At 62.0% G+C, this 25,545-nt stretch carries 28 protein-coding genes; 10 read left to right on the plus strand and 18 right to left on the minus strand.

Annotation, left to right across the window (positions count from 1 at the left end):
* Positions 1-54 precede the first annotated feature (54 nt).
* Positions 55-378 (plus strand): hypothetical protein, encoded by a 324-nt coding sequence (locus KHO23_RS11965; RefSeq protein WP_211611345.1) that lies wholly within the window; start codon positions 55-57, stop codon positions 376-378.
* Positions 379-417: 39 nt separating this feature from the next.
* Here KHO23_RS11965 and KHO23_RS11970 read toward each other — a convergent pair whose 3' ends face one another.
* From KHO23_RS11970 to KHO23_RS11980, 3 genes are all read right to left on the minus strand, one after another.
* A complete protein-coding gene (locus KHO23_RS11970; protein ID WP_211611351.1) occupies positions 418-930 on the minus strand; it encodes a DUF3455 domain-containing protein in 513 nt (170 codons plus the stop codon).
* A 48-nt stretch (positions 931-978) separates the two neighbouring features.
* Entirely contained in the window at positions 979-2,316 is a 1,338-nt protein-coding gene (locus KHO23_RS11975) for a TAXI family TRAP transporter solute-binding subunit (RefSeq protein ID WP_211611358.1), read from the minus strand.
* Positions 2,317-2,554: 238 nt separating this feature from the next.
* Positions 2,555-3,277 (minus strand): response regulator, encoded by a 723-nt coding sequence (locus tag KHO23_RS11980; protein ID WP_211611671.1) that lies wholly within the window; start codon positions 3,275-3,277, stop codon positions 2,555-2,557.
* A gap of 503 nt (positions 3,278-3,780) precedes the next feature.
* Here KHO23_RS11980 and KHO23_RS11985 point away from each other — a divergent pair.
* Both KHO23_RS11985 and KHO23_RS11990 read left to right on the plus strand, forming a co-directional pair.
* The gene (locus tag KHO23_RS11985) at positions 3,781-4,251 is read left to right on the plus strand and encodes a hypothetical protein (protein ID WP_211611360.1); all 471 of its coding nucleotides are present in this window, start codon (positions 3,781-3,783) and stop codon (positions 4,249-4,251) included.
* Between the two features lie 275 nt (positions 4,252-4,526).
* Positions 4,527-4,997, plus strand: a complete 471-nt coding sequence (locus KHO23_RS11990) for a universal stress protein (protein ID WP_211611361.1) — start codon at positions 4,527-4,529, stop codon at positions 4,995-4,997.
* On the opposite strand, the gene KHO23_RS11995 is transcribed toward KHO23_RS11990, so the two are convergent.
* The 5 genes from KHO23_RS11995 to KHO23_RS12015 form a co-directional block, all read right to left on the minus strand.
* Complete coding sequence (locus KHO23_RS11995; RefSeq protein WP_211611672.1) at positions 4,978-6,210, minus strand: NAD(P)/FAD-dependent oxidoreductase; 1,233 nt, start codon at positions 6,208-6,210, stop codon at positions 4,978-4,980. The genes KHO23_RS11990 and KHO23_RS11995 overlap by 20 nt on opposite strands.
* 139 nt (positions 6,211-6,349) lie before the next feature.
* Positions 6,350-7,078 (minus strand): glutamine ABC transporter ATP-binding protein GlnQ, encoded by a 729-nt coding sequence (gene glnQ / locus KHO23_RS12000; protein WP_211611363.1) that lies wholly within the window; start codon positions 7,076-7,078, stop codon positions 6,350-6,352.
* Complete coding sequence (glnP, locus tag KHO23_RS12005) at positions 7,075-7,731, minus strand: glutamine ABC transporter permease GlnP (RefSeq protein ID WP_211611364.1); 657 nt, start codon at positions 7,729-7,731, stop codon at positions 7,075-7,077. The genes glnQ and glnP overlap by 4 nt, the downstream gene beginning before the upstream one ends.
* 64 nt (positions 7,732-7,795) lie before the next feature.
* Positions 7,796-8,548, minus strand: a complete 753-nt coding sequence (gene glnH, locus KHO23_RS12010; protein WP_211611365.1) for a glutamine ABC transporter substrate-binding protein GlnH — start codon at positions 8,546-8,548, stop codon at positions 7,796-7,798.
* Between the two features lie 293 nt (positions 8,549-8,841).
* Positions 8,842-9,825, minus strand: a complete 984-nt coding sequence (locus KHO23_RS12015; RefSeq protein ID WP_211611366.1) for an aldo/keto reductase — start codon at positions 9,823-9,825, stop codon at positions 8,842-8,844.
* Positions 9,826-9,933: 108 nt separating this feature from the next.
* On the opposite strand from KHO23_RS12015, the gene KHO23_RS12020 reads away from it, so the two are divergent.
* On the plus strand, positions 9,934-10,833 hold the full coding sequence (locus KHO23_RS12020) for a LysR family transcriptional regulator (RefSeq protein WP_211611367.1): 900 nt from the start codon (positions 9,934-9,936) through the stop codon (positions 10,831-10,833).
* A 71-nt stretch (positions 10,834-10,904) separates the two neighbouring features.
* Here KHO23_RS12020 and KHO23_RS12025 read toward each other — a convergent pair whose 3' ends face one another.
* Positions 10,905-11,576: a Vgb family protein gene (locus KHO23_RS12025; RefSeq protein ID WP_211611368.1), complete on the minus strand. Its 672-nt coding sequence runs from the start codon at positions 11,574-11,576 to the stop codon at positions 10,905-10,907.
* A gap of 9 nt (positions 11,577-11,585) precedes the next feature.
* A complete protein-coding gene (locus tag KHO23_RS12030) occupies positions 11,586-12,806 on the minus strand; it encodes a helix-turn-helix domain-containing protein (protein ID WP_211611369.1) in 1,221 nt (406 codons plus the stop codon).
* 130 nt (positions 12,807-12,936) lie between these two features.
* Here KHO23_RS12030 and KHO23_RS12035 point away from each other — a divergent pair, with 130 nt between their 5' ends.
* Entirely contained in the window at positions 12,937-13,707 is a 771-nt protein-coding gene (locus KHO23_RS12035; RefSeq protein WP_211611370.1) for a DUF899 domain-containing protein, read from the plus strand.
* A gap of 8 nt (positions 13,708-13,715) precedes the next feature.
* Entirely contained in the window at positions 13,716-14,570 is an 855-nt protein-coding gene (locus KHO23_RS12040; protein ID WP_211611371.1) for a DUF2182 domain-containing protein, read from the plus strand.
* A 23-nt stretch (positions 14,571-14,593) separates the two neighbouring features.
* Here the strand turns inward: KHO23_RS12040 and KHO23_RS12045 are convergent, their stop codons facing one another.
* From KHO23_RS12045 to KHO23_RS12060, 4 genes are all read right to left on the minus strand, one after another.
* Complete coding sequence (locus tag KHO23_RS12045; RefSeq protein WP_211611372.1) at positions 14,594-15,598, minus strand: sterol desaturase family protein; 1,005 nt, start codon at positions 15,596-15,598, stop codon at positions 14,594-14,596.
* Between the two features lie 48 nt (positions 15,599-15,646).
* Positions 15,647-16,636 carry a YVTN family beta-propeller repeat protein gene (locus tag KHO23_RS12050; RefSeq protein ID WP_328821964.1) on the minus strand — a complete coding sequence of 330 codons (990 nt, stop codon included), beginning with the start codon at positions 16,634-16,636 and terminating at the stop codon, positions 15,647-15,649.
* Positions 16,637-16,925: 289 nt separating this feature from the next.
* Positions 16,926-17,258, minus strand: coding sequence for a TFIIB-type zinc ribbon-containing protein (locus tag KHO23_RS12055; RefSeq protein ID WP_211611375.1), 333 nt, complete (start codon positions 17,256-17,258; stop codon positions 16,926-16,928).
* Positions 17,259-17,396: 138 nt separating this feature from the next.
* A complete protein-coding gene (locus tag KHO23_RS12060; RefSeq protein WP_211611382.1) occupies positions 17,397-18,149 on the minus strand; it encodes a TerC family protein in 753 nt (250 codons plus the stop codon).
* A 121-nt stretch (positions 18,150-18,270) separates the two neighbouring features.
* Here KHO23_RS12060 and KHO23_RS12065 point away from each other — a divergent pair, with 121 nt between their 5' ends.
* Positions 18,271-19,152: a LysR family transcriptional regulator gene (locus KHO23_RS12065; protein ID WP_211611388.1), complete on the plus strand. Its 882-nt coding sequence runs from the start codon at positions 18,271-18,273 to the stop codon at positions 19,150-19,152.
* Here the strand turns inward: KHO23_RS12065 and KHO23_RS12070 are convergent.
* Positions 19,125-19,604: a TerB family tellurite resistance protein gene (locus tag KHO23_RS12070; RefSeq protein WP_211611395.1), complete on the minus strand. Its 480-nt coding sequence runs from the start codon at positions 19,602-19,604 to the stop codon at positions 19,125-19,127. The two genes, KHO23_RS12065 and KHO23_RS12070, sit on opposite strands and share 28 nt — an antisense overlap.
* A gap of 219 nt (positions 19,605-19,823) precedes the next feature.
* Here KHO23_RS12070 and KHO23_RS12075 point away from each other — a divergent pair, with 219 nt between their 5' ends.
* Positions 19,824-20,156 carry a DUF2322 family protein gene (locus tag KHO23_RS12075; protein ID WP_211611398.1) on the plus strand — a complete coding sequence of 111 codons (333 nt, stop codon included), beginning with the start codon at positions 19,824-19,826 and terminating at the stop codon, positions 20,154-20,156.
* 78 nt (positions 20,157-20,234) lie between these two features.
* Here the strand turns inward: KHO23_RS12075 and KHO23_RS12080 are convergent, their stop codons facing one another.
* Positions 20,235-21,146, minus strand: a complete 912-nt coding sequence (locus KHO23_RS12080) for a LysR family transcriptional regulator (protein WP_211611402.1) — start codon at positions 21,144-21,146, stop codon at positions 20,235-20,237.
* 112 nt (positions 21,147-21,258) lie between these two features.
* On the opposite strand from KHO23_RS12080, the gene KHO23_RS12085 reads away from it, so the two are divergent.
* Positions 21,259-22,281 (plus strand): aldo/keto reductase, encoded by a 1,023-nt coding sequence (locus KHO23_RS12085; RefSeq protein WP_211611409.1) that lies wholly within the window; start codon positions 21,259-21,261, stop codon positions 22,279-22,281.
* 100 nt (positions 22,282-22,381) lie between these two features.
* Here KHO23_RS12085 and KHO23_RS12090 read toward each other — a convergent pair whose 3' ends face one another.
* A complete protein-coding gene (locus KHO23_RS12090; RefSeq protein ID WP_211611411.1) occupies positions 22,382-24,076 on the minus strand; it encodes a hypothetical protein in 1,695 nt (564 codons plus the stop codon).
* A gap of 232 nt (positions 24,077-24,308) precedes the next feature.
* Between KHO23_RS12090 and KHO23_RS12095 the strand changes: the two genes are divergently transcribed.
* A complete protein-coding gene (locus tag KHO23_RS12095) occupies positions 24,309-24,725 on the plus strand; it encodes a RidA family protein (protein ID WP_211611413.1) in 417 nt (138 codons plus the stop codon).
* Between the two features lie 201 nt (positions 24,726-24,926).
* Here KHO23_RS12095 and KHO23_RS12100 read toward each other — a convergent pair whose 3' ends face one another.
* Positions 24,927-25,409: a universal stress protein gene (locus KHO23_RS12100; RefSeq protein WP_211611673.1), complete on the minus strand. Its 483-nt coding sequence runs from the start codon at positions 25,407-25,409 to the stop codon at positions 24,927-24,929.
* Positions 25,410-25,545: the final 136 nt, after the last annotated feature.

The following is a 25,545-nucleotide window of genomic DNA, read 5'->3' on the forward strand; positions in this document are numbered from 1 at the left end:
ACTCAATCCGGTGTGCCAGCTACAACAGCCGGCGCACCAACTACCACAGCCGCCATGCAAGCGCCGCGACCGAACACGCGTACGCACGCATCGGTGGCCGTGCATGGTTATGGTGAGTCGAAGGTCGACCCCGTGCCGCGAACCGAAAGCAGGCGTGACAGTCTGTATCGTCACGGCTCGACTCCGGTCGCGTCTTCATTCACGGACGAGTTGGTCAAAGAGTCCGCGAAACTCGATCCGGCATTACCGCCGCCGCCCCAACAAACCAGCCGTAACGACCCGTATCGTGCGGGTTCGAATCCGGTTGCGGCCGCAATGACTGATCAACTGGTGCGAGAGTCCGCGAAACTCGATCCGGCGCTGCCGCCGCCGAACTAGTCCGACATGAAGTCAACGCGGGGCACGATGCGTGGGAGGCTACCGGTAGAACACGTAGTCCGCGAGATAGGGCGAGCTTCCGGGTTGATGTTCCGTTGAGCACGGAGCCGTCGGCGCTAACCCGCCGACGGTATGCACGCGCTGCACATATCTCACCGCCGAAAGTGTGCCGCTACCGGACGTGCTATGCGTTTCGAGCAATAGCTGGGGAATGCTCGCCCGTGTTTCGCTGGGTTGCTGTGCGAGTACGCGGCCGACTATCCGGCTGCCATCTTCCGCCTCCCACGACGGCCCCGCGCCATGCCGGACCGCAGCGTGGCCGCTCGTGTCGTAGAGCGTTGCTTGTGGGCTTTTGAACACCCATCCCAGACGACGCTGCGCGTCGAATTCACACGAATAGTTCTGTACGCCGGAGGCCGCGAGTGTCATCACGCGCTCGGCCTGGGGTGGGTCGATCGATGCACTTACGGGACTGGCGGGCGGTATGGCACATGCGGCCAGCATGGATGTGGCAATGGCTGTGAAGCTTGCTTGCGAGATATTCCTGAGCATGGATGTCACCTCGAGTTACGCACGGCGCATGGCGATTGCGCCGTGCTGCTATTGCTCCCGCGCTATCCGGGAAATCCGGTCCCTGACTACGCCAATCGCCTGTTTGAGCGCGTAAACGTCCTGGAAATAACGCTGCGGCATGCGGATCTCATTGGCGTACGCATCGATGTGCTCGATCTCATCTCGCCATTGCGCAATCTGGTCGCGGGTTGGATGGCTGTTTTTCCATATTTCATCTTCGAGCGCCTTGATCTCGCGATACCAGACAATCAGGCGTTTCTTGATGCGCGCCTCCGCCATGCGCGGCAACGCCTGGAGCAGACCCAGCAGCAAGGCCATGAAGGGCAGCAGAATCAGCAGACGCCTTTCGATAAAGCTGGCCAGCCAGAATGGCAGATAACGCTGCAGGAAAGGGCGCCCCGTTTTGAAGTACCGCTCGCTTTCTCCGGAAATGGGAAATTCCTCGGTTCTCAGATTGGGAAACACGCCAAGCGGCGTGAAGTAATCTTCGCCGCCGTGGACGGTTTTGGCGGCGTCCAACAAGAGGTAGGCGAGCGCGGGGTGCAGCGTGTCCTTGGAGACGAGCAACGCGGTGGCGGCGAGCAGCGTCACGTCGGATTGCGGCAGATCGTTGACGATGCTGGTGGCGGCGCGTGGAAAAATAACTTTCGAGAGCGACGGGAATTTCTGCACCAGCGCATCGGCTTGCGCAAAACTCATCAGCTTGAGATCGCTGTTCAGCAGTGTTGTCTGCATGGGGGCATCGGGCCTGCCGATAAAGAAGGCCGCATCCAGTTGGCCGTTTTCGAGAGCTTGATAGGATTTGGCGGCGTCCATTTCGAGCAGCGTTGTATTGTCCCGTGTGATGCCGCTGTACCCGAGCAATACCTGGGAGACGTTCAGCAGTCCGCTGCCAGAAACACCGATTGAAATTTTCTTGCCGCGGAGTTGTGCCAGCCGGTTGATGGTGGACGGGCCGCGGTAGAACACCCAGATCGGCTCATAGGAGACGGCGGCGATGGTCTGCAGATGATCGGTTTCTTTGGGACTGGTGGTGCCGGACTGGATAAAGCCCACTTCGTATTCGCTGTCCGGATCCTTCAGCCGCTGATAGTTTTCAGTCGAACCCGACGAACTGCGGATATCGAGCGTAATGCCATCGCGCTTCAGAATGGGCGCATAACGATCTGCAAAGCCGCGGTAGATCCCGTTGTCCGCTCCGGTCGTGATGACGATCGTGTGGCGGAAGGCCGGCTCGAGTATCACCGTGAGTCCCCATCCTAGCGCGGCCGTCAGCAGTATTGCGCCGGCAATGAGAAGCCGCCGGCGACCCGGTGTCATAGGGGTTTTTTCATTGCGATGAAGCGCTGGGTTGTGCCTGGGCATTGTTCGCCTCTCCCGTTCGGCGCTGCTCGCCAGGTTTCTGCCGCGCGCAATCGACGCGGAGAAAGCGTCGGGGCGGCAGCGTTGTCTATCGTTGCAGGCGACGCCGCGAAGTTCGTCGCGTGCAGCGTGGCCTTGCCGTGCCGCTGGTGGTGCCTGACAGCCAGGATGGATAATGCAGTGCCTTGAACGCCTTGTCCACTTCCGCACTCAAGATTGCGATCGTTGCGGTGGGTAAATATCAATGCGTCGAGGAGCGTTGCGCGCCATCCGGCACGAAGACATAACCATGACTGCGGACGGTCTGGATGAACCTCGGCGCGGAGGGATCCGCTTCGAGGATCCTGCGCAAGCGCCACACCTGGACGTCGATCCCCCGGCCGGTATGATCGTCTTCCGGGCCGTGCAGTAACGCGAGCAAACACTCCCGGGTCAGCGTACGCATGGGGTTGGTGACGAAGATCCTAAGCAGCGCGAATTCTCCCGCCGATAGCGTGAGTTGGCTGCTTCCCGTGTGGAGCGTGCGCAACCGGAGATCCAGCGTGAATGGTCCGAATCCGACGACTGCGCATGCTTCCCGCGTGGCGCCCGGGGCAGAGCGGGTTTGTCGCCGCAAGACGGCCCGCATGCGTGCAAGGAGTTCGCGAGGATTGAACGGTTTGCCGATGCAGTCGTCCGCGCCCATTTCGAGCCCCACGATCCGGTCCATGTCGTCGGGCCCCGAGGCCAGAATCACAGGAACGGTGTTGCCCGCGGCGCGCAGTGTGCTCAGCGCTGCCAGGCCGTTCACGCCTTGCATGATCTGGTCGAGGACAATCAGATCGGGTGGGTTCCGTTCGATTTGCTCCCCGAGCGACTTCACCTCGTGCAGAACGGAGACGGCCATGCCCTCCCGTCCGAGAAAGTCGGCCAGTGACCCAAGGAGTTCAACGTCGTCGTCAACGACCAGTATTTGAGTTGTCATGGTTGGGAAATCGAACGCATAGGCCGGGAGACCGGGTTGCAATAACGTCGGCAGCCACGTCACGGTTACCGTTCTTGCCGCGCCGGCTTTCAGTGCCGTCAGGCTGCTGGTGGCCCGCGAACGTTGTGCTCCAGCTCCTTTAACGGAGCGGCCTGCGGGAATCCGTCGCCGAATGTCGATTTTTTATTCTGGCGCCACAGCCAGTCTATTGAGCTGACGGCCTGACTGCGTCGGTAAGCTATCTCGTTGACATCGCGATCGGATATCCTTACTCCCGCAATGGAAGGTGTGGAGCCGGGATGCCCTCATCGATGCCGTTCGAGGATTCCGGCCTCTGCACCGCGCCAATAAAAAGCACAGCGAGTCAATCCACACGGACAATCGCGGCGATCCGCCTCCAGGTGACCGGGTTTTGACTTCGGCTGACAATTGATAGGCCAACGTGTAGGGGCGGCACCTGACAGGGGGCTTACCACCACCTATCGCGAGTTCCCGGACCAACCATGCTACGCCACGACATATCGAGTCTCCGACGCACGCTTGCCGGCATCATGCTGGCTGCGATCTCCGGCCTGGTAGCCGGCTGTAGCCATGGCATGTCGGACGCCGAAATCGCATTCGTTACCGCCGGCACGCCGGCGCAATTCGAAGCGCTACGGATGTACGGCGCCGCCCCGGATAACGTCGCCCCGGGCAGCGGCAACGCTCATGTCACGGGCGGGTTGCGCCAGGGATGCCAGGCGATCATCCGCGCCGGGGGCCGCGATGAGCGCGTGACGGTGATTCTCGAGGACGAGCGAGGCACCTCCTTCGATCTCGATGTCAACCGTACGTCAGACGGATTGAAGGTTACGTCGGACGGACTCACGCCGCCGAGCACCGATCCCGTCGCTTTCCGTACGCGGTTCACCCACTGCGTGAACGCGATCCGGGACAAGTATGCCGCTGAGCCGGAAAAAGCGCCCTTCGAATGAGCTTCGGCCCCCGGCAGCACGTCTTGATCACACTTCCTGAAGGTCATCCGCGCTCTGTTTGACCCGAGGATCAGGCGCCGGAACCGGCTTCGACAGCGCGTCGATCCGGTTTGCGAACGCCCACTCTACGGGTCATCCGCGATGCGGTTCCCGGCACGGCGTCAGGGTGACTATACTCAAAGAGGCCGCTTCAGATTCAGGTTCACCGGGCTCCGGTGATAGAGGCGCCGGGCAGGATTTCAACGCGAACCGGTCGAGTCGCGGGGGAGAAATGTATGTTCAAGCATCTGCTGGTGCCGACCGACGGCTCGGCGCTTTCTGTTGCCGCCATTCAGATGACGGTAGCGCTCGCCGTGGAGAATGGAGGCAAAGTCACAGGGCTTCATGTCATCCCGGAGTTTCATATGCTCGCCTATGGCACGGAGATGATCGCGGACAACGAGGAGCGAATCATTCAGACCGCGCGACAACGTGCGGATGACTACCTCGAGGTGATCAAGAAAGCTGCTGCGCAAGCCGGTGTCGAGTGCAATACGGTTGCTGTGAGTCGCGCCCATCCCTATGAGGCGATTATCAGCGTTGCCACAGAACAGCACTGCGATCTCATTGTGATGGCGTCCCACGGTCGAAGCGGCATGCGCGCGTTTTTACTCGGTAGCGAGACCCAAAAGGTTCTGACGCACAGTCAGATCCCCATCCTCGTCGTCCGCCAGCCGGCGCCCGGCGCTAAAACCGCTCCACCCTGAACGGGCGCGTGTCCACAAGCGTTTCCTCGCCGGTCATCATCTCGGCGATCAACCGGCCCGTCACAGGGCCTAACGTGAGCCCGTGGTGTGCGTGGCCGAACGCGAACCACAAGTCTTGATGATTTCTCGCCGGCCCGATGATCGGCATCATGTCGGGTGTGCAGGGGCGCCGTCCCATCCAGGCTTCGTTGTCCAGACGCCCGCCCAATGGAAACAGCGTGCGCGCAATCGGCTCGACCGCGGCAAGTTGCGTGGGCGTTTTAGGCGCATCGCAGTGCGCGATTTCCGCCCCCGTGGTCAAGCGGATACCCTTTGCCATGGGCGCCAGCAGGTAGCCGTTCTCGACATCCAGAACCGGGTGATTCAGACGGGCCGCTGCCTGCGGCGCATAGTGCATGTGGTACCCGCGTTTGACGGCAAGCGGTAACCGGTAGCCAAGCCGCGTACTGACCCGATCCGACCACGGCCCCAATGCGACTACCGCCGAAGAAGCGGTGATCGTTCCGTCCTGTGTGTCGACCGTCCAACCCTCACGAAACGAGTCCGCATCGCCGATGAAGAACCGTCCACCCAGCGCTTCGAAATACTTCGCGTAGGCGGTGACGAGCGCGTTGGGATCGCTCACGGAATCGGACGCCGTATAGCGCAAGCCGCCTAACAAGGCCGTGTCCAGATCGGGCTCCTTCTGTTGCAGGCGGCCCGCATCCAGCGATTCGAACTCGACACCATATTCCCGATGCCACTGTTCGGCGTGCTGGATTTCCGCGTCCTGTACCTGTTTGCTGCGAAACACCTTGATCCAGCCGGTGGGGCGCAATAACGCGCTTGCGCCGGCGTCAGCGGCGAGCGCGCGGTGCTCGTCCACGCAATGTTCGATTAGCGTCGAGTACGACCTGGCGATAGCGGCGTGCCTGGCTGGATGAGAATTGCGCCAGTATTGCCACAGGAAGGGGGCCGTCTTGAGGATGGCATCGGCATGGTAGCGAACGTCCGGCGACTGGTTGCGCGCGTACCGAAGCAAGGTGCCGAGGTCGCGTGGAAACGCATAGGGATACACGCCTTCGCGCTGGATCAGCCCGGCGTTACCGAACGATGTTTCGTTGCCGGGCTGCTTGCGGTCGATCAGTGCGACCCGGCGGCCACGTTTCTGAAGATGCACGGCAACGCACACGCCGACTATGCCCGCGCCGAGCACGACGGCATCAAATTTTATTGTGGTCATGAACTCAGTTGCTGCCGCTTAGTTGCCGCTCACCGGCGGGTTATGCCGCGAGTGCCGTTACTGCGCGACAATTGTCACGCAACGACGACGGGTTCGCAAGCTAACGGCAGCACCCAGAGCACGCGCCCAGCTATGCCACGTGCTTCAAAAAGTCCCTCAGGCGCTGCGTAGGCGGGTTGTCGATCAGCATTGCCGGTTCGCCGTCTTCCGCAATTCCCCCATTGTCCATGAACAGCAGGCGCGTTCCCACCCGTTTCGCGAAACCGATCTCATGCGTGACCACGATCATCGTCATGCCTTCCGTCGCGAGGTCCTGCATGACCTTGAGAACTTCGTGACGTAGCTCGGGATCGAGCGCGGACGTCGGCTCGTCGAAGAGCATCAGCTTCGGCTTGATCGCGAGCGCTCGCGCGATCGCAACACGCTGCTGTTGTCCGCCGGACAACTCTGACGGAAAGTGATTGGCCCGCGATTCGAGGCCGACTTTGTCGAGTAGCGCCATGGCCTGGTCGCGCGCTTCGGCGCGCGTTGCGCCGCGTACCTGAATCGGCCCGAACATCACGTTCTCGAGCGCGGTCATCTGGGGAAACAGGTTGAACTGTTGGAACACCATGCCGGCTTCGAGGCGAATGCTGCGGATGTCGGCGGTATTGCCTTTGACACTCAATCCGTCGACGAGCAGTTCGCCGCCGCTGATTTTTTCAAGTGCATTGATGCAACGAAGCAGGGTCGATTTGCCCGAGCCCGATGGCCCGACAATCACCACGACCTCGCCGTTTTCGATACGAAGATCGACGTCCTTGAGCACGGGCACGTGGCCGAAGCTCTTCGAGACGCTCTGGAATTCGACCATGCTCATAGTATGCGCATCCTTCTTTCAACGAGACGCAACGACAGCGTCATCACACCCGTGAGGACCAGATAAATCACGGCGACGGCAGACCAGATTTCAACCGCCCGAAAATTCCCGGCGATGGCTTCCTGGCCCTGACGCGTCAGTTCGCCTACGCCGATAACGATGAACAGCGACGTATCCTTCAGACTCACAATGCACTGGTTGCCCAATGGCGGAATCAACCGTCGGAACGCCAGCGGCCCGACGATCTTCAGCAGCACACGCGGCATCGACAATCCCATGGCGAGGCCGGCTTCCATCAAGCCCTTGGGAATCGACAGCAAGGCCCCGCGCACGACCTCGGCAAGGTAGGCGCCCGAGTTCACGGTGATCGCGATAATGGCGGCAGTGAGCCCATCGATCCTGATATGCGCAAGCAGCGGCAGCGCGAAGTAAAGGAACATCACCTGAACCACAATCGGCGTGCCGCGAATGAGTTCAATGTAGACCTGCGCAATGACGTTCAACGCGAGGGGGCCGTACGCGCGGAACATGCCGGCGATGACACCGACAACGAACCCGCCCACCAGTCCCACGAACGCGATGAACACCGTCAGTTTCACGCCGGCCATCAAGTCTGGAAGTGCAGTCCAGATAACTGACCAATCGAATTCCACACACCGCTCCTGGTTGAGTCGTCTTTCGCGCAGCGAACGTCGCTGCGCGTCCTGCTTGCGACGATTACGACTTGGGCGGCTCCGAGCCGAACCACTTCTTGTACAGCGTCGCGTAGCGGCCGTCGGCTTTCATCTTGATCAACTCCTGGTTGACCTTGGTAACGAGCGGACTGCCCTTCGGAAAGCCGATGCCGTATTTGTCGCCGCTGACCGGTGTGCCGGCAACCTTCACCTTGTCTTTGCCGGCGGTGCTGACGAAATAGAGCACATTCGGCGTGTCGTGCATGGCGGCGTCGACCCGGCCTGCTTCCAGCGCGAGATAGGCCTGGTCGATGTTCGGGAACTGGCGGATTTCCTTGGGCTTCAGGTGCGCCTTGATCCAGTCGATGGTGGCCGTGCCGGTTTTGGCCGCGATGACCTTGCCGTTCAGGTCGTCGATGGATTTGATGCTGGTGTTCCCGGTCTGCACCATGGCGGCGAGCCCGCTGTCGTAGTACGGGTCGGAGAAATCGATCGCCTTCTTGCGTTCTTCCTTGATGGTCATGCCCGAGAGCGCGACGTCGATGTTCTGCGTTTGCAGGGCCGGAATCAGGCCGCTGAAGTCCATCGGCTGAATTTTGTATTTCCAGCCCTGATCTTTTGCGATTTCCGCCCACAGGTCGAGATCGAAGCCGACGTACTTGTCGCCCTGCTTGAATTCGAACGGCATGAACGAGGTATCGGTGCCGACGATGAGCTCTTTGTCGTCAGCGTGGGCGAGGGTTGTGCCGAGCATGGCGACAGCAACCATAGACATGAGGAAGGATCGACGTCCCATAATTTCTCCGCGGTGGTGGGCAATACCCCTGACAGCGTCAAGGGACGGCTGACTGACACCGGGCGGCGTCGCAACATGCGATGCACAACCCGCCTATATGGCAACATGTGTTGTCAAGGCGGATACTACGACAACAAAAAGTTTGGCAACAGCTATTTCTGTTGATGGAAACCCTGGATCGACAACGTTTGTTGTTCGTTGTTCGTTGTTCATTGTGTCGATCCAGGCGTTGCGCCAGATCCGCTGTCAGGCGGCGTGCAGGCGCTCCAGGCGGTCCAGGTGCTTCTGTCGCATTAGCGATCCACGCGCTGCTGCAAATGGGCCGGGTAGCGGTCGCCGACCACCTTGATCGCTCGCAGGGCGGCTTCGATGGCGGACAGATCGTCAGCCGACAGTTCGACGGCGGCCGCGCCGACGTTTTCCGTCAGCCGATGCAGCTTGGTGGTGCCCGGAATCGGCACGATCCACGGCTTCTGCGCCAGCAACCAGGCAAGGGCGATCTGTGCGCGGGTCGCGCTTTTGCTGTCTGCGATCCGGCCCAGCACGTCGACGAGGCCCGCATTGGCCTGACGATTTTCTTCCGAGAAGCGCGGCACGATATTGCGGAAATCGGTTTTGTCGAAGGTGGTGTTCGCGTCGATGGCGCCGGTGAGGAAACCCTTGCCGAGCGGGCTGAACGGCACGAAGCCGATGCCCAGTTCCTCGAGAGTCGGGAGCACCGTTTCTTCCGGCTCACGCCACCACATCGAATACTCGCTTTGCAGGGCCGCCACGGGCTGCACAGCGTGGGCACGGCGAATCGACTTTTCGCCCGCTTCGGAGAGCCCGAAGTGCTTGACCTTGCCCTGCTGGATCAGGTCCTTGACGGCGCCGGCGACGTCTTCGATCGGCACGTTCGGGTCGACGCGATGCTGGTAGAACAGATCGATGCGATCGGTGTTCAGGCGCTTAAGCGAAGCCTCGACGACGGCGCGGATGCGCTCGGGCCGGCTGTCCAGGCCCTGGCTCACGTCGCCTTCCTTGAAACCGAATTTGGTGGCGATCACCACCTGATCGCGGAACGGCGCCAGCGCCTCGCCGACGAGTTCCTCGTTAAAAAACGGCCCATAGGCTTCGGCGCTATCGAAGAACGTGACGCCGTGGTCGAAAGCGGCCCGGATCACCTTGATGCCCTCGGACTTTTCGGTGGCGGGGCCGTAGCCATAGCTCAATCCCATGCAACCGAGGCCGATCGCCGATACCTCGAGACCACTGTTTCCAAGCTTGCGATGTTGCATGTTCATGCTCCTTTCGTGCGTTATCGATGAATCCAGACGATCTTATGCTGTTGTGCATGGCTCAACAATCCGCCTAGAATTGCACAGGGCATTGAGGAAAATTCATCTATGGCACGTGCTGGACTGTCCGAATTAACCGCATTCGTCGCCATTGCCGACCAGCGAAGCTTTCGCGCGGCGGCGCGTACGCTGGGGGTCTCGCCGTCGGCGCTGAGTCACTCGATGCGGGGCCTGGAGGCGCGCCTGGCTGTGCGGCTGCTCAATCGCACAACGCGCTCCGTCGCGCTCACCGAGGCGGGCGAGCAGCTCCTGCGGCGGGTGCGGCCCGCCATCGCGGACCTGGAAGAGGCGGTGAATCAGGTTGCGTCGGAGCATGACCGGCCGTCGGGCTCGATCCGGATCAGCGCGTCGGAGGCGTCGGTGAGGCCGCTGATCCGCCATGTTTTACCTGACTTTCTGGCGGCATATCCCGACATCCACGTCGAGTTCGTCGTGGATACGCGGCTGGTGGATATCGTGGCCGATGGTTTCGACGCGGGCATACGCGTCTATGACGACGTGCCGCGCGATATGATCGCCGTCCGGTTCGGCGCCGACATGCGTTTCGCCGCAGTGGCATCGCCGGCGTATCTTGCGGATCATGTGCCGCCGAAAGCGCCGCACGACCTGATGGAGCACCGCTGCGTGCGCTTCCGCTTCGATAGCGGTGCGTTTTACCGGTGGGATCTCGAGTATCGAGGCAAGAGCACCCATCTCGATGTGGCCGGGCCAATGACGCTCGGCAATCTCAATCTGATGATCGAGGCCGCCTTGGCCGGTATCGGGATTGCGTGGGTTCCGGAAGATCATGTAGCGGAGCATCTGGCGTCGGGGCGCCTCGTCCATTTACTGCCGGAATGGAGTCCTACCTTTCCTGGCCTGTGCCTCTATTACCCCGCAAACCGTCATCCGCCGACCGCACTGAGATTGTTCGCGCAAGCGGTGCGCGACTGGGCACGCACGCGGTAGGCGGAGCGGGATTCAGCGGGGTTATCGCCCGGGATCTTCGATTTCTGTTGCGTCAGGACGGCCCGCTTCGCTTACTCGCTCGCGGACTCGACGGGAAGCTCGGCGTCTCGCGCGGGTCGGCGTACGGCTCGCACCTTCCCGCTGCCTCCGCCGCCGCAGAAGAACTGATCGCCGCCATCGGATTCGAGCCCCGACACGAATACGCCAGGTGGCATCTCGAGGCTCTCCAGGACTTCTCCCGTATCAGGATCGATTCGCCTCAGCTCGCTCGCGTCGTCTTCCCAGGTGGCGTGCCAGAGTTCTCCGTCATTCCAGGTGACCCCGGTGACGAAACGGTTCGATTCGATGGTGCGAAGAATCGCCCCCGTTTGGGGATCGACCTGAAGAATCTTGCGGTCGCGATAGCGTCCCACCCAAAGCGAGCCTTCAGCCCAAGCGAGCCCCGAGTTACCGTCGTCGCCGCCCGGCGCCGGGATTGTGGAGAGGACGCTGCCAGAATTCGGATCGATCTTCTGGATGCGACCGCCGCCGATCTGAAACAGGTACTGACCGTCGAAGGCCGTTCCTGCCCGCGCGGCAACATCGATCGAGCGCCGCGTTTCTCCGCTCGCCGGATCGAAGGCGTTCAGTTTGTCTCCGGCAGCAATCCAGACGTGCTGACCGTCATACGTCACGCCCCCAACTTGGTCGACACCCGGAAAGGGCCCATATTCACGGACGATTTTGGCGGCTGATTTATTCATGATTCGATCCTAATTACTCGGTAGGGGAGCGGGGAGTAACAAAGTCGTCGTGAATCCGGGCATGGGTGGCGTCATCCAGCGTCGCGCCCGCCCTCGGCCGAACGACTGCACCTTGCCGGCAGCGGCCAGCGTGTCGAGTGCCCGCTGCATGGTGCGCTGGCTGGCGTCCAACGCTATTGCGAGTGCCGAGCTCGACCACGACTCGCCGTCGGCGAGGAAGGCGAGCACCATCGCATGCGGCTCTTCGACCGGCCGCGCGAGCACGACAACCTCGCGCGCGCCGTGCGGCACCAGCGCAAAGCCCCGCTTCGTCGCGCTCACGCCGGCCAACGTTCCAAGCAACGCGCGAAGCCGCCCGACTTCGACACGCAGCCGCGCGCGATGCGATTCGTCGGCATGCTTCGTCCGGAATGCACGCGCGATGAGGGTGTCCCTCGGTACGTCTTCGGGCCATGCTTCGGCCAGTGTGCGTGCGAGCGCGAACAACACCGGACGCCGCGCGAGCGGAACCACGATGTTTGCTTCACGTACGACGTAACGGCACGCGTCCACGATGAGCGCCTTCGACGCCAGTAGCGCCTCGACCTCTTCGAGTAGCAGGGGGCGTTCCTCGCCGTGCGCAAGCAGCCGTGCGGCGGGGGTGTTCAGCAGAAGGCGTGCGCTTTCGACCTCAGCGGTCAGCGACGGGATACCTGCATGGCGCGCGGCGCGCTCAGCCCTCGCGAGTGCCGCGCGCGCGGTTTTCGTCTGCAGACGGCGCATTGCGATCCCCGCGACGACCAGCTCGTGGGCGGCTCTCGATGCGGGCGGGAAGGGTGCGGGATCGAGTTTGGCGAGCAGGTGTTCGGCCTCGTCGAGGCGCCCGATCAGGAGCAGGCGCCGCACTTCGAGATACCGTGCATGCGCGGCATTCAACCGGTCACCGTGCGCTTCGAGGGTCGCCCGCGCGGCGTCGAGCGCCTTCGCCGGCCAGCCCAGATCGCGGGAGGCGAGCGCGATTTCGGCCTCGGCGACCACACATCTTGCGCGGGCCACCGGCTGTTTAGGGCCGAAAGCGCGCGCCGCACTTCGCACCAGCGCTTTCGCTCGAACGAGATCGCCGAGCTGCGCCATCGCGATGCCTCGCAGCGCGAGGGCAGGTGCGTCGTCGCGCAAGGCGACGTGGTTCAGTGCGCCGAGCGGGTCGCCCGCCGCGAGCGCCCGCGCCGCGGCCGTTACCAGCGAGTCCATGGTCGTTTCGAATCCCGCCACACTTGTCACTCCCACCGTTCGGGTGCCCGTGACTAATCTAGCACGACCACCAACCAGTACGTCGTATCGGCAACTGATCGAACGACGAAGGACGCCCAAGGAGGGAAGCATGACCACGACACATACGACCGGGACACGCGAAGCATGGCTGGCCGCACGGCTCGAACTGCTCAAGGCGGAAAAGGCGCTCACGCGGCAGAGCGACGCGCTGGCGCAGCAGCGGCAGGCGCTGCCCTGGGTGCGAATCGACAAGACGTACCGATTCGAAACCGATGCGGGAAGCGCCTCGCTGACAGACCTCTTCAAAGGACGCTCGCAGCTCCTCGTGTACCACTTCATGTTCGGGCCCGACTACAAGGCGGGGTGCCCGTCGTGCTCGTCGATTGCGGATGGGTTCGAAGGCTTCGTCGTTCATCTGGCGAATCACGACATCACGCTTTCTGCAGTGTCGCGGGCGCCGCTCGAAAAGCTGCAGGCGTACAAGCGCCGGATGGGGTGGACGTTCCCCTGGGCGTCTTCATCCGGAAGCGACTTCAACTTCGACTTCAACATCGCGTTCACCGAGGCGCAACAGCGTGAAGGGAACATTGAATACAACTACGAGCGCGGCGGCCACGTGATGGACGAAACTCAGGTCGTCCCGGAGCCCGTCGCCCAGTTCGCGGCCACCTGCGGAACCGACGCGGCGACGTTTACGCGCGACAGGCCGGGCATGAGCGCGTTCGTACTCGAGGACGGTGTCGTCTACCACACGTATTCCACTTATGCGCGGGGCCTGGACGGCATCTGGGGCATGTATCAGTGGCTCGACCGCGCCCCCAGGGGGCGCAACGAGACGGGTGTCTGGTGGAAACGCCACGACGAGTACGAGCCGCGCTGAGCCCTGTGATGGAACACGTTTGCGCAAGCGGAGGACGGGAGATGTCGGGACGCTCGATCGATATGTCAGTTTCGCAGCGGGCGTTCCTTGGCGTCTCGGCGCTGCTCTTCGCCGTCAGCGCGGCGGTGACCATCGTCGGCGCCGCGTCCATGTCGGCGATGGGCGAGATGCCCATGCCCGGCGGCTGGACGATGTCGACGGCGTGGATGCGGATGTGCGGACAGACGTGGCCCGGCCTTGCAGCGTCGTTCCTCGGCATGTGGATCGTGATGATGGTCGCGATGATGCTGCCCTCTTTCGTGCCCATGCTGTGGCGCTACCGCGTGGCCGTCGGCGGGGCAGGGGAGACGCGGCTGGGCTGGCTGACGGTGCTAGTGGGCGCGGGGTATTTCTTCGTGTGGACCGCGTTCGGCATGGCCGCATTTCCGCTGGGCGCCGCGCTGGCGGCGCTCGAGATGGAGCTGCCCGCGCTGGCGCGCGCTGTACCGCTGGCGGTCGGCGTGATTGTGCTGATCGCCGGGGCGCTGCAGTTCACTGAGTGGAAGGCACGCCGTCTTGCCTGCTGCCGAGAGGTGCCGGGGCGCTGTTTGACGGTGTCCGGACTGCCCGGGTTGCCCACAGCCGCCGTCACGGCATGGCGGCACGGCCTGCGCCTCGGCCTTCATTGCTGCTACTGCTGTGTCGGCCTGACCGTGATCCTTCTGGTTGCCGGGGTCATGGATTTGCGGGTCATGGCTATCGTGACGGCGGCTATCACCGTCGAACGTCTGGCCCCACGTGGCGAGCGCGTGGCGCGCGTCATGGGGGCCGGCATGGTCGGTGCAGGGGTGTTGCTGATCGCGCGGGCCGTGGTGTTGGGATGAAGCCCACGTCGCCGCGATGACGATCAGTCCGTTACGCCGCCGTAATGACGCTGTCCCCGCAGACGCAGCGCGATGCGGCCAAACGCGCGCCATTGCTGTGCGATCAACCCGTCGCCGTAGGAGCGCCCTGCGCCGTGCGGTGCGGGCAATTGGTCACGAATGCCGGTCGGCTCGACGGTGGCGTCCCACGAGGCGGTCCTGAACATCATGTCCCACCACGGAAACAGCACGCCGAAGTTGCAGCCGTAGCGCGTGCCTTCATGGCCGTAGCCGATTGCATGATGACGCCGATGAAAAATGGGACTCACGATCACGCGTTCAAGCAGCCAACCATACGGCAAGCGCGCGTTGACGTGCTGCACGCTCTGCATAAAGTTGCCGACCGCTACCAGCACCACGAACTGCGCCGGCTGCACGCCGATGAACAGCGAAATCGCGGCGAAGAACGCGGCCTGAATGATGTCGTCGAGAAAGTGATTGCGGTCGTCGGCCCACAGCGACATCTGCTGCTGGCTGTGGTGCACCGCGTGCAGTTCCCACCACACGCCGAAGCGATGCTGCCAGCGGTGATACCAGTACCCGAAGAAATCGAGCACGATCAGATAGATGAGGAACGACACAACCGGTTGATCGGTGACGCCCGGCCACAACCCGTCGATATCGATGTTCGGCACGTTGTAGATCGCCATCAGACTCTGCCAGTGATTGAACACGGGCTGCAGCATGAAGAAGAACGCGAGATTGATGACGCCGAGCTTGGCGATCCACGTGTAGATCACATCGGCTCGCAGCGCTTTTCGATCGGACCACGCTTCGACGGGCCGCAGCGCTTCCAGAGGCCGCAACGCGATATACGTGACGAGTATTTCCAGCACGCCGACGATCACCCAATACAGTGCATCGTAGGTGTCCTCGTCATATCCCATCAGGCCGAAGCGATAGAAAAACGGCTGCACCACGTCGACGTACAGCAGCGTCTGCAGCGCCGAGACGCCGTTGTCGAGTTGCGCGATGATTTCGTGGATCATCGAAAACCTCTTGAGAATGCGGGTGCTGTCATCAAAACGAAAGCCTGTTCAGTCGGGATTGGGCGCATACACGGGTGCGCGGTTGGAAAAATACAAACCGTGCGGTGAGCGTCCGACCAAGATTGTGTCGATAAGTTTATGCGTTGTCAGATCGATGATGCCGACATGTCGCGAAAAACGGAATGTGACCCACAGATAGCGCTTATCCGCGGACAGTTCCATGTCGTCGGGGCCGGGCATGAGCCCGGTGATATCGGCGGTTTTCGTCAGCGTGTTGTAATCGAGAATGCTGATCGTGCTTTCCACGCGGTTCGTGAGCGCCACATGATGGCCGTCGTCGAGATTGCGGAAGTTGTGCGCGCCGCGCCCCGTCTGGATTCTTTTCACGACCTGTTGTGTGTGCCAGTCGACCACGGCGACGTCGTCTTCGCCCGTCATGCCGATCAACAGGTTGCGGTCGCCCGGCGTCATCCAGAGGCCCGCGGGCGTTTTGCCGACATGCAGTTTCCAGAGTACGGACTGCGTCGCCAGATCGATTGCCGCGACTTCGCCGGTGTCTTGCAGCGTAACGAACACGATCTTGCTATCGGACGAGAACGTCATGTGGCTCGGCGTCTTCGAGAGCGGAACGCGTTTGGCGAGCGTCATGTTCTGGCCGTCGTAGTGATACACGTCGACGCGATCCAGCCGCAGGCCTGCTGTCACGAACCATTTGTGATCGGGCGAGAAACCAAGCTGATAGGGATCTTCAATATCCTCGACCTTGCGTTGCACCTTGCCGGTGTGCGGATCGAGAAACATCAGATCGTTGGAGATCGAATCGGCAACGATCAGCGAGTGACCGTCGGGCGTAATCATCAGATGATGCGGTTCCTTACCGGTCGGCTCCGTGCCGATGACCTTGTGCGTAGCGGGATCGATCAGCGTCAGTTGGGCTTCGCCGGAATCGAGCACGATCACGTTGTCGGCAGCCTGCGCCGGCATCGCCATGGTTAGCGTGCAATAAGTGAGCGCAGCAAGCGCGCCGGCTTTTGTCATCGAAACGATAGAAATTGGCATCTGAAGGATAGACGGGCGGGAAAACAATTTGGGGAAACATCATGGCGGCGCGCGCAAGGGGCGGCAGCGCCGTGGATGGCGCTCAACCCGTTAACGCCTTAACGCGCCAGTTCGCCCGGTCGATGACAGGCGAGACGGTGTTATTTATATGAAGGGTTCGACAAGGGCTGAGGCCATGTCGGAGGGGGAAAGTGAAAGGGCGCGGCTGACAACGGAGCGCGCCCTTGATTTACTACTGGCAGCCTGATTCTTGTACTCGCGGACACGTTCAATCGAAATCGAACATGTCGAAAAGCGAGCGCTTTTTCTTGTGTCCCCGATATTCCGTTCGGTGACTGTCATACGTGCGGTTATCGCGGTGGTTGTCGTATGCATGGTCGCGGTTGGTTGCACGTTCGCGATCGCGATCCGGGTGGCCGTCCCGGCTCGTGCGTACGGCAGCGGTTGCCGATACGCCGGGGCTGCCTGCGTCCTGCTCGATCAACTTGTCGAGTTCACCGCGATCGAGCCACACGCCACGGCAGACCGGGCAATAGTCGATCTCGATCGAGCGCCGCTCGGTCATCAGCAAATCGGTGGTCGTGCAAACGGGGCATTTCATTTCGTCGCTCCTCAAGGGTAAAAAGACATCGAACACTCAACATGGCGAGGCGCTCGATCCCGGCAAAAAAACGATCCGGTGCTACTTCGTTCGAGTGTGTCGGGCCGCGCTTTTCGTGCGCGGCCGTAACACAGGCACTCATTGCTCCGCACCCACCACCCGCTTCGATTTCGCCCGGCGCACGAGCATGTTCAGTGCCTCGACGAACGCGGAGAACGCCATGGCCGCGTAGATATAAGCCTTCGGCACGTGCGAACCAAAACCTTCCGCGATGAGCGTCATGCCGATCACGAGCAGGAAACCGAGCGCGAGCATGACGATGGTCGGATTCCGATCGATGAAGCGCGACAGCGGGTTGGCCGCGAACAGCATCACGGCGACCGCGGCAATCACGGCCACGAACATGATCGGCATGTGCTCGGTCATCCCGACCGCGGTGATGATGCTGTCGACCGAAAACACGATATCGAGCACCAGGATTTGTCCAATCGCGGCCATGGCGGTCAACTGGACGGTCGTGTTCGCCTTGTCGCGTGTTTCTTCTGCCTGGACGACGTTGTGGTGAATTTCACTCGTCGCCTTCCAGACGAGGAACAGGCCGCCGCCGAGCAGGATCAGATCGCGCCATGAAAACGCGTGGCCGAACAGCGTCACGGCGGGCGCGGTCAGTTGCGCGATCCACGCGACGGTGCCGAGCAGGCCGAGCCGCAACACGAGCGCGAGCATGATGCCCAGACGCTGCGTGCGCGCGCGCTGTGCTTCCGGCAGCTTGTTGCTGAGGATCGAGATGAAGATCAGGTTGTCGATGCCGAGCACGATTTCCATCACGACCAGCGTGAGAAGCGCAGCCCATGCGGCAGGATCGGCAGCGAGTAGGAGTAGGGAGTCCATGGGGTCCGTAAGCAAAGGGTGACGGGTAACGTCGGTATGGCGTCATCATCGCTGTCTTCATGCTTCGGATAAATCAGTGATAATCTGAGCGATATATCGGTTTTTTCGAAGTGTCTACATCATGCTCAACTATCGCCATCTCTACTATTTCTGGATCGTCGTGAAAGAAGGCGGCTTCGCGCGCGCGGCCGAGCGTCTCGACATGGCGGTTCAGACGATCAGCGCGCAGGTGCGCGAGCTGGAAAAATCGATCGGGCGTCAGTTGCTGAAACCGGCCGGGCGCGGCGTCACAATGACCGAAGCCGGCGAGACGGCATTCAATCGCGCGGAGCAGATTTTTCAGATTGGCGAGGCACTGCTCGACGAAATGCGCGAGACGGGCGGCGAACGTATTGCACGGCTCGCCGTGGGGCTTTCCGATGGAATCTCCAAGCTCGCCGCGCACGCGCTGCTGGCGCCGGTGCTGAATACGCCGTCGCTCAGGCTGCTCTGCCACGAGGGCGAACATGCGCAGTTGATGTCCGAACTCGCGCTCCATCGCCTCGATCTCGTTCTGGCATGCCAGCCCGCGCCGCACAACGCGGACCTGCGCGTTGTGAGCCAGCGCCTCGTCGGTTCTCCCGTCGACTGGCATGGCCCGGCGGAGGTCGTCCGCAAGGCGGCCCGCGCCGGCTTTCCGCAGTGCCTGGCCGACCTGCCCGTGCTTCTGCCCACCGGGCACGCCGCGTTGCGCGCGCGGCTCGACCGGTGGTTCGAAGCCGAAGGGATCCGGCCGCGGATTGTCGGAGAATTCGAAGACAGCGCGCTGATGGCGGTGTTCGCCGCGCGTGGTCTCGGCGTGTTTCCGCTCGCGGAACTGGGCGCCGAAGACGTCGCGCTGCTGCGCGGACTGCGCTGGCTCGGCCGGGCGGAAGGCGTGGTCGAAGAGATCCACGCGATCCGCTCGCGGCGCGGGCAACATCATGCGCTCGCTTCTCAGGTGGTCGCTGCCGGTCGTGCGTGAGCGCGTGGCGCGTCGGACACGGCGGACACGGCGGACACGGCGGGCACTGGAATGTGCCGGCCTGCGGCCTGGATTGGCTGAGGTCCCCACGCCCTGAACACCGCTGCGAGCAAGGCGATTTCGCCGTCCGCCAGATAGTTGTCCGCGATGGTGACGGCGAGGCACAGTCGGATCACCCTGCGGCGCAACGCAGGGTCGTCGATCTCGCCGAGCAGCGTGGTGATCAGGGCCGCGTCGAGTTGGCCGACCGCCGGCGTGTGCGCGACCGATTGATCCTCGCACATCGTCTGCACGATCTGCGCGAATTGTGCCGGCGCGAGACCGAGCTCGCCGGCGATATCCAGACTTTCAAGGGCGCGCTCTTCCGAGCTGCTGACGTGCCCGTCGGAAATGAGCGCCAGCGCGACGATACGTGCGGCGGCTTGAGGACTGTTGCGCGGATAGGTACGCATGGTTGGGCTCCTGGCGCGGACAATGTCCGCAGTGGTGGTGAGCCTCAGTCTGCGTCAGATTGGGGAACGGATAAATCTGCCAATCCGTGAATGAAGGTTCGGAAAAACCGAACCTTATGAGGTGGCCTATTTGTAGCCGCCTTGTTGAACGCGATGCGCGACACCCTATCGGATAAGATACGGCTCGCCGTATTTTTCCGAATAGAAGGAGTGTTTTCAGTGATTCAACCGAGCAACGTGTTCAAGGACAACCTCGCCCAACTGCCTGCCATCGATGGCATTGAACGTATCGATCTACTCGACGGCAAGGGTGCCGTGGTGGCGAGCATCGAGAACAAGCCGGGCAAGCAGGGCTCGCTGGCGGTGTACCACTATCTGCAGCAAACCTTCGGCACGCTGAACGCCAAGGCGGCCGAACACGGTCTCGCGGTGTTTGCCGAACATACGGCCGACGCGCGCAACCGTCCGGGCGCGCACCCGAACGTAGACCACTTGCTGGCGATTGCAGCCGGTGGGGAAGCGTTGCGTATCGAGGTCGTCGCAGCGGGCTGAGCGCGTCGCCGTTGCACGGCACGGCGTTATCCGCATGACATCGGTCCGGGACGTGCCCGGTCGCCTTGGCGTTCCGGCCTACGGACGACTACCCGATTCGTTGGCTGCAAGAACAAAGTCGACGAATGCCCGCAACGGTGCCGGCATATGCGTCCGGCTCGGGTAGTACAGAAACGGTCCAGAGAAGGATTGACACCACCCGTCGAGCACCGGCACGAGCGCGCCTTGCTCGATGGCCGGCCGCAGAAACTCGTCGAACGAATAGACGATCCCCAGTCCCGCAATGGCCGCGCCCCTTTCCAGTTCGATCACGGAGGCGATCATCGGTCCGTTCGGCTCGATCCGCACGACCTCGTCGCCTCGTTTGAATTCCCATGTCGCGAGCACGCCGCTGTCGAAGCGGTGGCCGATACACGCGTGCTTCAGCAGGTCGCCGGGATGTTGCGGTACGCCACGCGCCGCGAGGTAGGCTGGCGAAGCCGCCGCGATGAAATGTTGCACGCGCGGGCCGATCGGCACGGCGATCATGTCGCGCTCGAGGCGTTCGTCGTAGCGGATCCCGGCATCGAAGCCCGCCGCGAGGATATCGATGAACGTATCGTTGGTCCCGACGTCCACGGTGATACCCGGATGCGCGGCAAGGAAGCGGGAGAGGAGAGCGGGCAGGATTTCTCTTGCCGCGATCGACGGAACGTTTAACCTCAGCGTGCCAGTGGGACTCTCGCGAAAGAGGTTCACCGCATCCAGCGCGATGGTGATTTCCCCGAAAGCCGGCGCCAGCCGCTCGAAAAGACGCTGCCCGGCTTCCGTTGGTGTGACGCTGCGCGTCGTTCGGTTGAGCAACCTGACGCCAAGCTGCTGTTCGAGCCGTCGAACCGCTTCGCTCAGCGATGAGGCCGACACGCCGCCCGTTAGTGCCGCATGGCGGAATCCGCGTGCCCGCGTGACGGCGACGAAGGCTTTCAAATCGGAAAGGTCGGGTTCCTGCATTGTTCGCTTTTTCGCACGAGTCGTCCAGATTGAGGCGGATTATCGCACGCGATAATTTGGCCGATACTTCAGGTCGAGCGCCTTTCCTGCGGCGCACCTACCGAGGAACGTCATGAAGCAACTTCAACTGGGGAAGACGGGGCCGCAAAGCTCCGCCATCGGTCTTGGCTGCATGGGGATGTCGGGCATGTACGGTCCATCCGACCGCGCCGAAAGCATTGCGACGATCCACGCCGCGCTCGAAGCCGGCGTGACGCTGCTCGATACGGGCGATTTCTATGGCTCCGGCCACAACGAAATCCTGATCGGCGAGGCTTTGAAAAGCGCGCCGCCGTCACGTCGCGACGCGGCGATCATCAGCGTGAAATTCGGGGCGATGCGCGACCCCGCAGGGGGCTGGTCGCTCTACGATGCGCGTCCCGCAGCGGTCAAAAACTTTCTCGCCTATTCGCTGCAGCGCCTGGGCGTCGATCATATCGACATCTACCGTTCTGCGCGGCTCGATCCCAACGTCCCTATCGAAGACACCGTGGGCGCGATTGCCGACATGATCAAAGCCGGCTATGTGCGGCACGTCGGCTTGTCCGAAGTGGGCGCCACGACCATTCGCCGCGCGGCAGCGGTACACCCGGTGAGCGACCTGCAAATCGAGTACTCGCTGATTTCGCGCGGCATTGAAGACGAGATTCTGCCGACGTGCCGCGAGCTCGGGATTGGCGTGACGGCGTATGGCGTGTTATCCCGCGGCTTGATCAGTGGCCACTGGAGCAAGGATGCCGCGGGGCAAGGCGATTTTCGTGCCGTGAGTCCGCGCTTTCAGGGGGACAACGTCGACCGTAATCTCGCGCTCGTGGAGGCGCTTCGTAAGGTGGCTGAGGCTAAAGGCGTCTCCGTTGCGCAGATCGCGATTGCGTGGGTTGCGGCGCAGGGCAGCGATATCGTGACGCTCGTTGGCGCACGCCGGCGCGATCGTCTTGCCGAAGCGCTCGGGGCGATTGATGTGACGCTCACCGCGGACGATCTGGCTGCGATCGCACAGGCCGTACCGAAGGGAGCCGCCGCAGGCGAACGTTACGCGGCGGCACAGATGGCGCATCTCGACAGCGAACAGGGCAGTCACGGCCACACGGCCTGACGCGTTGACGGCGTGACGCGTTGTGAAAACCGGGTGAGCCACGCATAGTCAAATGCGCTGCGGCGTGGCTTCACCCGGTTGTCAGTGCGTCATCAGTGCATCAGAAGCGGTGGTCCCGATCAGTATCAGTCCCCGGCGCGAACGAGACGCCGCGCAGTACCTCACCAAAGCCCGCGCCTCGCAACGCGACAAATTTCTCGCGCGCGGCGCCAGTTGCGCTCGTATTCGCGAGCAGGTCGCGAATGGCAACCAGCTTGTTCGGATCCGCGCCCACATCGCCGTTGCCGCTGGTCGTCGACGTGATTGCCCAGAGCGTCACGGTGCCGTCATGTTCCACGCGGCCGGTCAGGTTGCGCAGTCCATCCGTCGCCGGTGCCCATGGCAGTCCAGTTGCCGTATTGGAGCCGGTCGGGTAGCCCGATACTACGTATGGCTGGCCAAGATTCAGACCGGCTTGCAGCGTGTAGGCGAGCGTCCACTTTTTCGTACCGGCGTTGTACACCCACTTCTGCAGACCCGCGCCAGTCTGCCCGGCTGCGTGTGTGTAAAGATCGGGGCCGCCCGTGTAGCCATCGCCTTCGTCCGCGACATAGAGCGTCGTCGCGTTGGCGAACCAGAGGCCAAACGGGTAGGAGAACGTAGTGGCGGTCTTGTTGGGCGTCGACGGGAAGCCGGCCAGCACGCACATATTGTTTGGCAGTCCCTTGGTCTGGACGGTGGTCGGGTCGTAAGAAAGCGGCTGGCTGGGCAACGCCGCATTGGCGGCCGGCACACCTACGCCAGACGGGCAGGCGTTTCCAGTGGTGTCCACGAAGTACACCGTGTTCACGCCGTTGCTGCCGCTGCCCTTCGTAAAGTAAAGGACGTTGTTGAATACGGTCATGCCGCGGAAGTTGTCGTCCTTGCCGATCTTGTCAGCCGCCCCGCCCAGTTCAGTGACCGAAAAGCTGGCAACCGGTGTCGGCGTTCCCGGGTCCTGCTGCGCCTCATGCTTTTTCGTCGGGTCGATCAATTGCGCGCCCGCGCCGACGACTACACCGGCCGGTTGCGGGTTAGCACCGTTACCCGCGTTGCCGGCGGTGTAGAAGAAATCCTGGCCGTTGCGATTATTCAGAATCGTCGAACGTCCGTTGTTGCCGCTGTAGGCGTTCGTCTCGGTGACGCGGAGGTGCCCATCGCGGTCGAGGCGAGCGACTGCCCGATAGTAGCTTTGCCCCACCGGATTAGTGGGATCGACGACGCCTGGCGTGTTCGAATTGGAGACGTCCAGGGTATTGACCGGCGCCACATAACCCATAAAGGTCAGATACTGGCCGTCGAGCGAAAGGTGCAGGCCGAGTTCCGATTTGGAGCTGAAGCTGGTGACGAGCTGGTCGCGTCGCGACGTTTTCTGCAAGCTGTTGGGTATTTCGAGCGAGCTCACCCACTCGCCTGACGGCGTAAGCTGATCGAGAAAGATTCGCGACGTAATGCCAAAGCTGCCGTCATAGCCGTCGTTGTTCCACACGTAGGGATAGGTGCCGTCGTTCGGCGCGCCTGTGGCCGCGCCACAGCTGCCCTTAGTGGCCGCGCAATTCGGCGGCAAGACCGCGCCAATCTGAACGTTGCTGGACTGGTTGTCGTAGACGCTTCGACTTACAACCAGTAAGCCTGGCTCGAAACGGTTGTCACCGTGGAAGTCGGCCTGCTCGGCATGGGCGTTGAGGGCGGCGGCGCAGAGCACCAGTGCTACCGTGGAAGCCGGACGGGGAAATGACAGGCGGCGTGTTGCGTTGCAGACGGGAGTCGTTTTCATCTGTTGTTTCCAGGCGGATGAGTGGAAGTTCTTTTCAAACGGACTAGCACGTACAACCCGGCTACCGTAACAACGCTTGATGAAAGATTAGTGGCGGCGATTTCGGGGCAAACCCGCATTGCAAATCTGTTTATCCGCTTTGCATTACTCGACGTCAGCCAGGCTCGGTTTTCATAGAGATCGCCTGGCGTCAAATGGTTTAATCCTCTTTCTATCTTTCAGGGACCTTGTCATGCACGCTTCGAAAACGACAGTCGTACTCGCGAACCCACATCCCGTTCTCGGCAGCACCGAGATCTTCAGGACATTTAACTATGCGCCTGCCGTAGCTGCAGGCGGGCTACTGTTTGTAGCCGGACAGATAGGAATCCGGGTTGACGGCACCATTCCCGATTCCGTCGAAGAGCAGATCGATCTTGCGTTTCGGCGTTTGGGCGCGGTGTTGGCAGAAGCGGGGCTCGACTTCGGGGACCTCGTTGAGCTCGTCAGCTATCACGTTGATATCGATACGCAACTGGCGGCGTTTCGTGAGGTCAAGGACCGCTACATCAAAGCGCATGCCCCTGCATGGACGATTCTCGGGGTAGCCGCGTTGGCGAGGCCGTCACTCCTGGTTGAAATCAAAGCGGTCGCCGCGACACGCAACTGAATGAGTGCCGTTCACGGGACGGGTGGAGATGGCAGCGCACCGAATTCTGCACGCGCGTAGGGTGTTAAGGCCACGGCCAGCGCCTCGCGCGAGGCGAGCGCCATTGGCCGGTTCCGGTGCAATGGTTGACGAAGCGGCGGTCCAGAAAACGCGGCGGGTGGTCACTTCTGTATCACTTCTCCCGTCGCGCAAAGACCCCCCTTAAGCACGCGCGGAGGATGTCTCCGCCGGCTTGTGCGTTTCAGCGTCTTCCGGCTCCATGGCGACCAGCACCGCACAGGACACCCTGTCCAGCAGCAATCCATCGTTCTTGCCACTCCACCATCGCCGGAGAAGGCCGCTTCGGCGATGCCCGACGACGATCAGATCGGCTTTGAGTTCACGGGCAAAAAACGGAATATGGTCCAGAGGGTCGCCAATCGCGAAATGGGGCATGGCGATGACGCCACGCGCCGCGAGTTTCTCGACGCCATCACGGAGGATTTCCCTCGCGGACTGCTCCAATGCGTCGAACGGCACAGCAGACGCAATATCGGCACTTTGCGACCACGCCAGGGTATTCAGAACGGCAAGCAGGTGCGTTTCCGCCCTGAGCTGCTCCGCTAATGAGGCGCCAAGACGCAACGCCCGCCGCCCCTCACGGGTTGCGTCATAACACAGCAGAATGCGCCCGAATGCAGACATGTTGTCGTTCACCCAGATTCAGAAGCCCCGCTATCCAGCGGCCGGGCGGCGGATGTGAAACCGCTCCGATGACCGTCGCTCACGAGCGACTCAGCACAACGAGAGCGCCCCCTCGCCTTGAATTTATTATATGTCA

The sequence above is a fragment of the Paraburkholderia haematera genome (assembly GCF_905220975.1).
GTDB classification, from domain to species: Bacteria; Pseudomonadota; Gammaproteobacteria; order Burkholderiales; family Burkholderiaceae; genus Paraburkholderia; species Paraburkholderia haematera.

What these genes read in the sequence shown, in the direction of transcription:
- KHO23_RS12040 (WP_211611371.1), top strand. Translation starts at nt 13,716, where the DNA reads ATGGAACACGTTTGCGCAAGCGGAGGACGGGAGATGTCGGGACGCTCG.
- glnH (WP_211611365.1), bottom strand. Translation starts at nt 8,548, where the DNA reads ATGGGACGTCGATCCTTCCTCATGTCTATGGTTGCTGTCGCCATGCTC.
- KHO23_RS12100 (WP_211611673.1), bottom strand. Translation starts at nt 25,409, where the DNA reads ATGTCTGCATTCGGGCGCATTCTGCTGTGTTATGACGCAACCCGTGAG.
- KHO23_RS12095 (WP_211611413.1), top strand. Translation starts at nt 24,309, where the DNA reads ATGCACGCTTCGAAAACGACAGTCGTACTCGCGAACCCACATCCCGTT.
- KHO23_RS12060 (WP_211611382.1), bottom strand. Translation starts at nt 18,149, where the DNA reads ATGGACTCCCTACTCCTACTCGCTGCCGATCCTGCCGCATGGGCTGCG.
- KHO23_RS12070 (WP_211611395.1), bottom strand. Translation starts at nt 19,604, where the DNA reads ATGCGTACCTATCCGCGCAACAGTCCTCAAGCCGCCGCACGTATCGTC.
- KHO23_RS12085 (WP_211611409.1), top strand. Translation starts at nt 21,259, where the DNA reads ATGAAGCAACTTCAACTGGGGAAGACGGGGCCGCAAAGCTCCGCCATC.
- KHO23_RS12045 (WP_211611372.1), bottom strand. Translation starts at nt 15,598, where the DNA reads ATGATCCACGAAATCATCGCGCAACTCGACAACGGCGTCTCGGCGCTG.
- KHO23_RS11990 (WP_211611361.1), top strand. Translation starts at nt 4,527, where the DNA reads ATGTTCAAGCATCTGCTGGTGCCGACCGACGGCTCGGCGCTTTCTGTT.
- KHO23_RS12055 (WP_211611375.1), bottom strand. Translation starts at nt 17,258, where the DNA reads ATGAAATGCCCCGTTTGCACGACCACCGATTTGCTGATGACCGAGCGG.
- KHO23_RS12065 (WP_211611388.1), top strand. Translation starts at nt 18,271, where the DNA reads ATGCTCAACTATCGCCATCTCTACTATTTCTGGATCGTCGTGAAAGAA.
- KHO23_RS11970 (WP_211611351.1), bottom strand. Translation starts at nt 930, where the DNA reads ATGCTCAGGAATATCTCGCAAGCAAGCTTCACAGCCATTGCCACATCC.
- KHO23_RS11985 (WP_211611360.1), top strand. Translation starts at nt 3,781, where the DNA reads ATGCTACGCCACGACATATCGAGTCTCCGACGCACGCTTGCCGGCATC.
- KHO23_RS12035 (WP_211611370.1), top strand. Translation starts at nt 12,937, where the DNA reads ATGACCACGACACATACGACCGGGACACGCGAAGCATGGCTGGCCGCA.
- KHO23_RS12020 (WP_211611367.1), top strand. Translation starts at nt 9,934, where the DNA reads ATGGCACGTGCTGGACTGTCCGAATTAACCGCATTCGTCGCCATTGCC.
- KHO23_RS11980 (WP_211611671.1), bottom strand. Translation starts at nt 3,277, where the DNA reads ATGACAACTCAAATACTGGTCGTTGACGACGACGTTGAACTCCTTGGG.
- glnQ (WP_211611363.1), bottom strand. Translation starts at nt 7,078, where the DNA reads ATGAGCATGGTCGAATTCCAGAGCGTCTCGAAGAGCTTCGGCCACGTG.
- KHO23_RS12050 (WP_328821964.1), bottom strand. Translation starts at nt 16,636, where the DNA reads ATGACAAAAGCCGGCGCGCTTGCTGCGCTCACTTATTGCACGCTAACC.
- KHO23_RS11975 (WP_211611358.1), bottom strand. Translation starts at nt 2,316, where the DNA reads ATGCCCAGGCACAACCCAGCGCTTCATCGCAATGAAAAAACCCCTATG.
- KHO23_RS12025 (WP_211611368.1), bottom strand. Translation starts at nt 11,576, where the DNA reads ATGAATAAATCAGCCGCCAAAATCGTCCGTGAATATGGGCCCTTTCCG.
- KHO23_RS11965 (WP_211611345.1), top strand. Translation starts at nt 55, where the DNA reads ATGCAAGCGCCGCGACCGAACACGCGTACGCACGCATCGGTGGCCGTG.
- KHO23_RS12015 (WP_211611366.1), bottom strand. Translation starts at nt 9,825, where the DNA reads ATGCAACATCGCAAGCTTGGAAACAGTGGTCTCGAGGTATCGGCGATC.
- KHO23_RS12080 (WP_211611402.1), bottom strand. Translation starts at nt 21,146, where the DNA reads ATGCAGGAACCCGACCTTTCCGATTTGAAAGCCTTCGTCGCCGTCACG.
- KHO23_RS12030 (WP_211611369.1), bottom strand. Translation starts at nt 12,806, where the DNA reads ATGGACTCGCTGGTAACGGCCGCGGCGCGGGCGCTCGCGGCGGGCGAC.
- KHO23_RS12090 (WP_211611411.1), bottom strand. Translation starts at nt 24,076, where the DNA reads ATGAAAACGACTCCCGTCTGCAACGCAACACGCCGCCTGTCATTTCCC.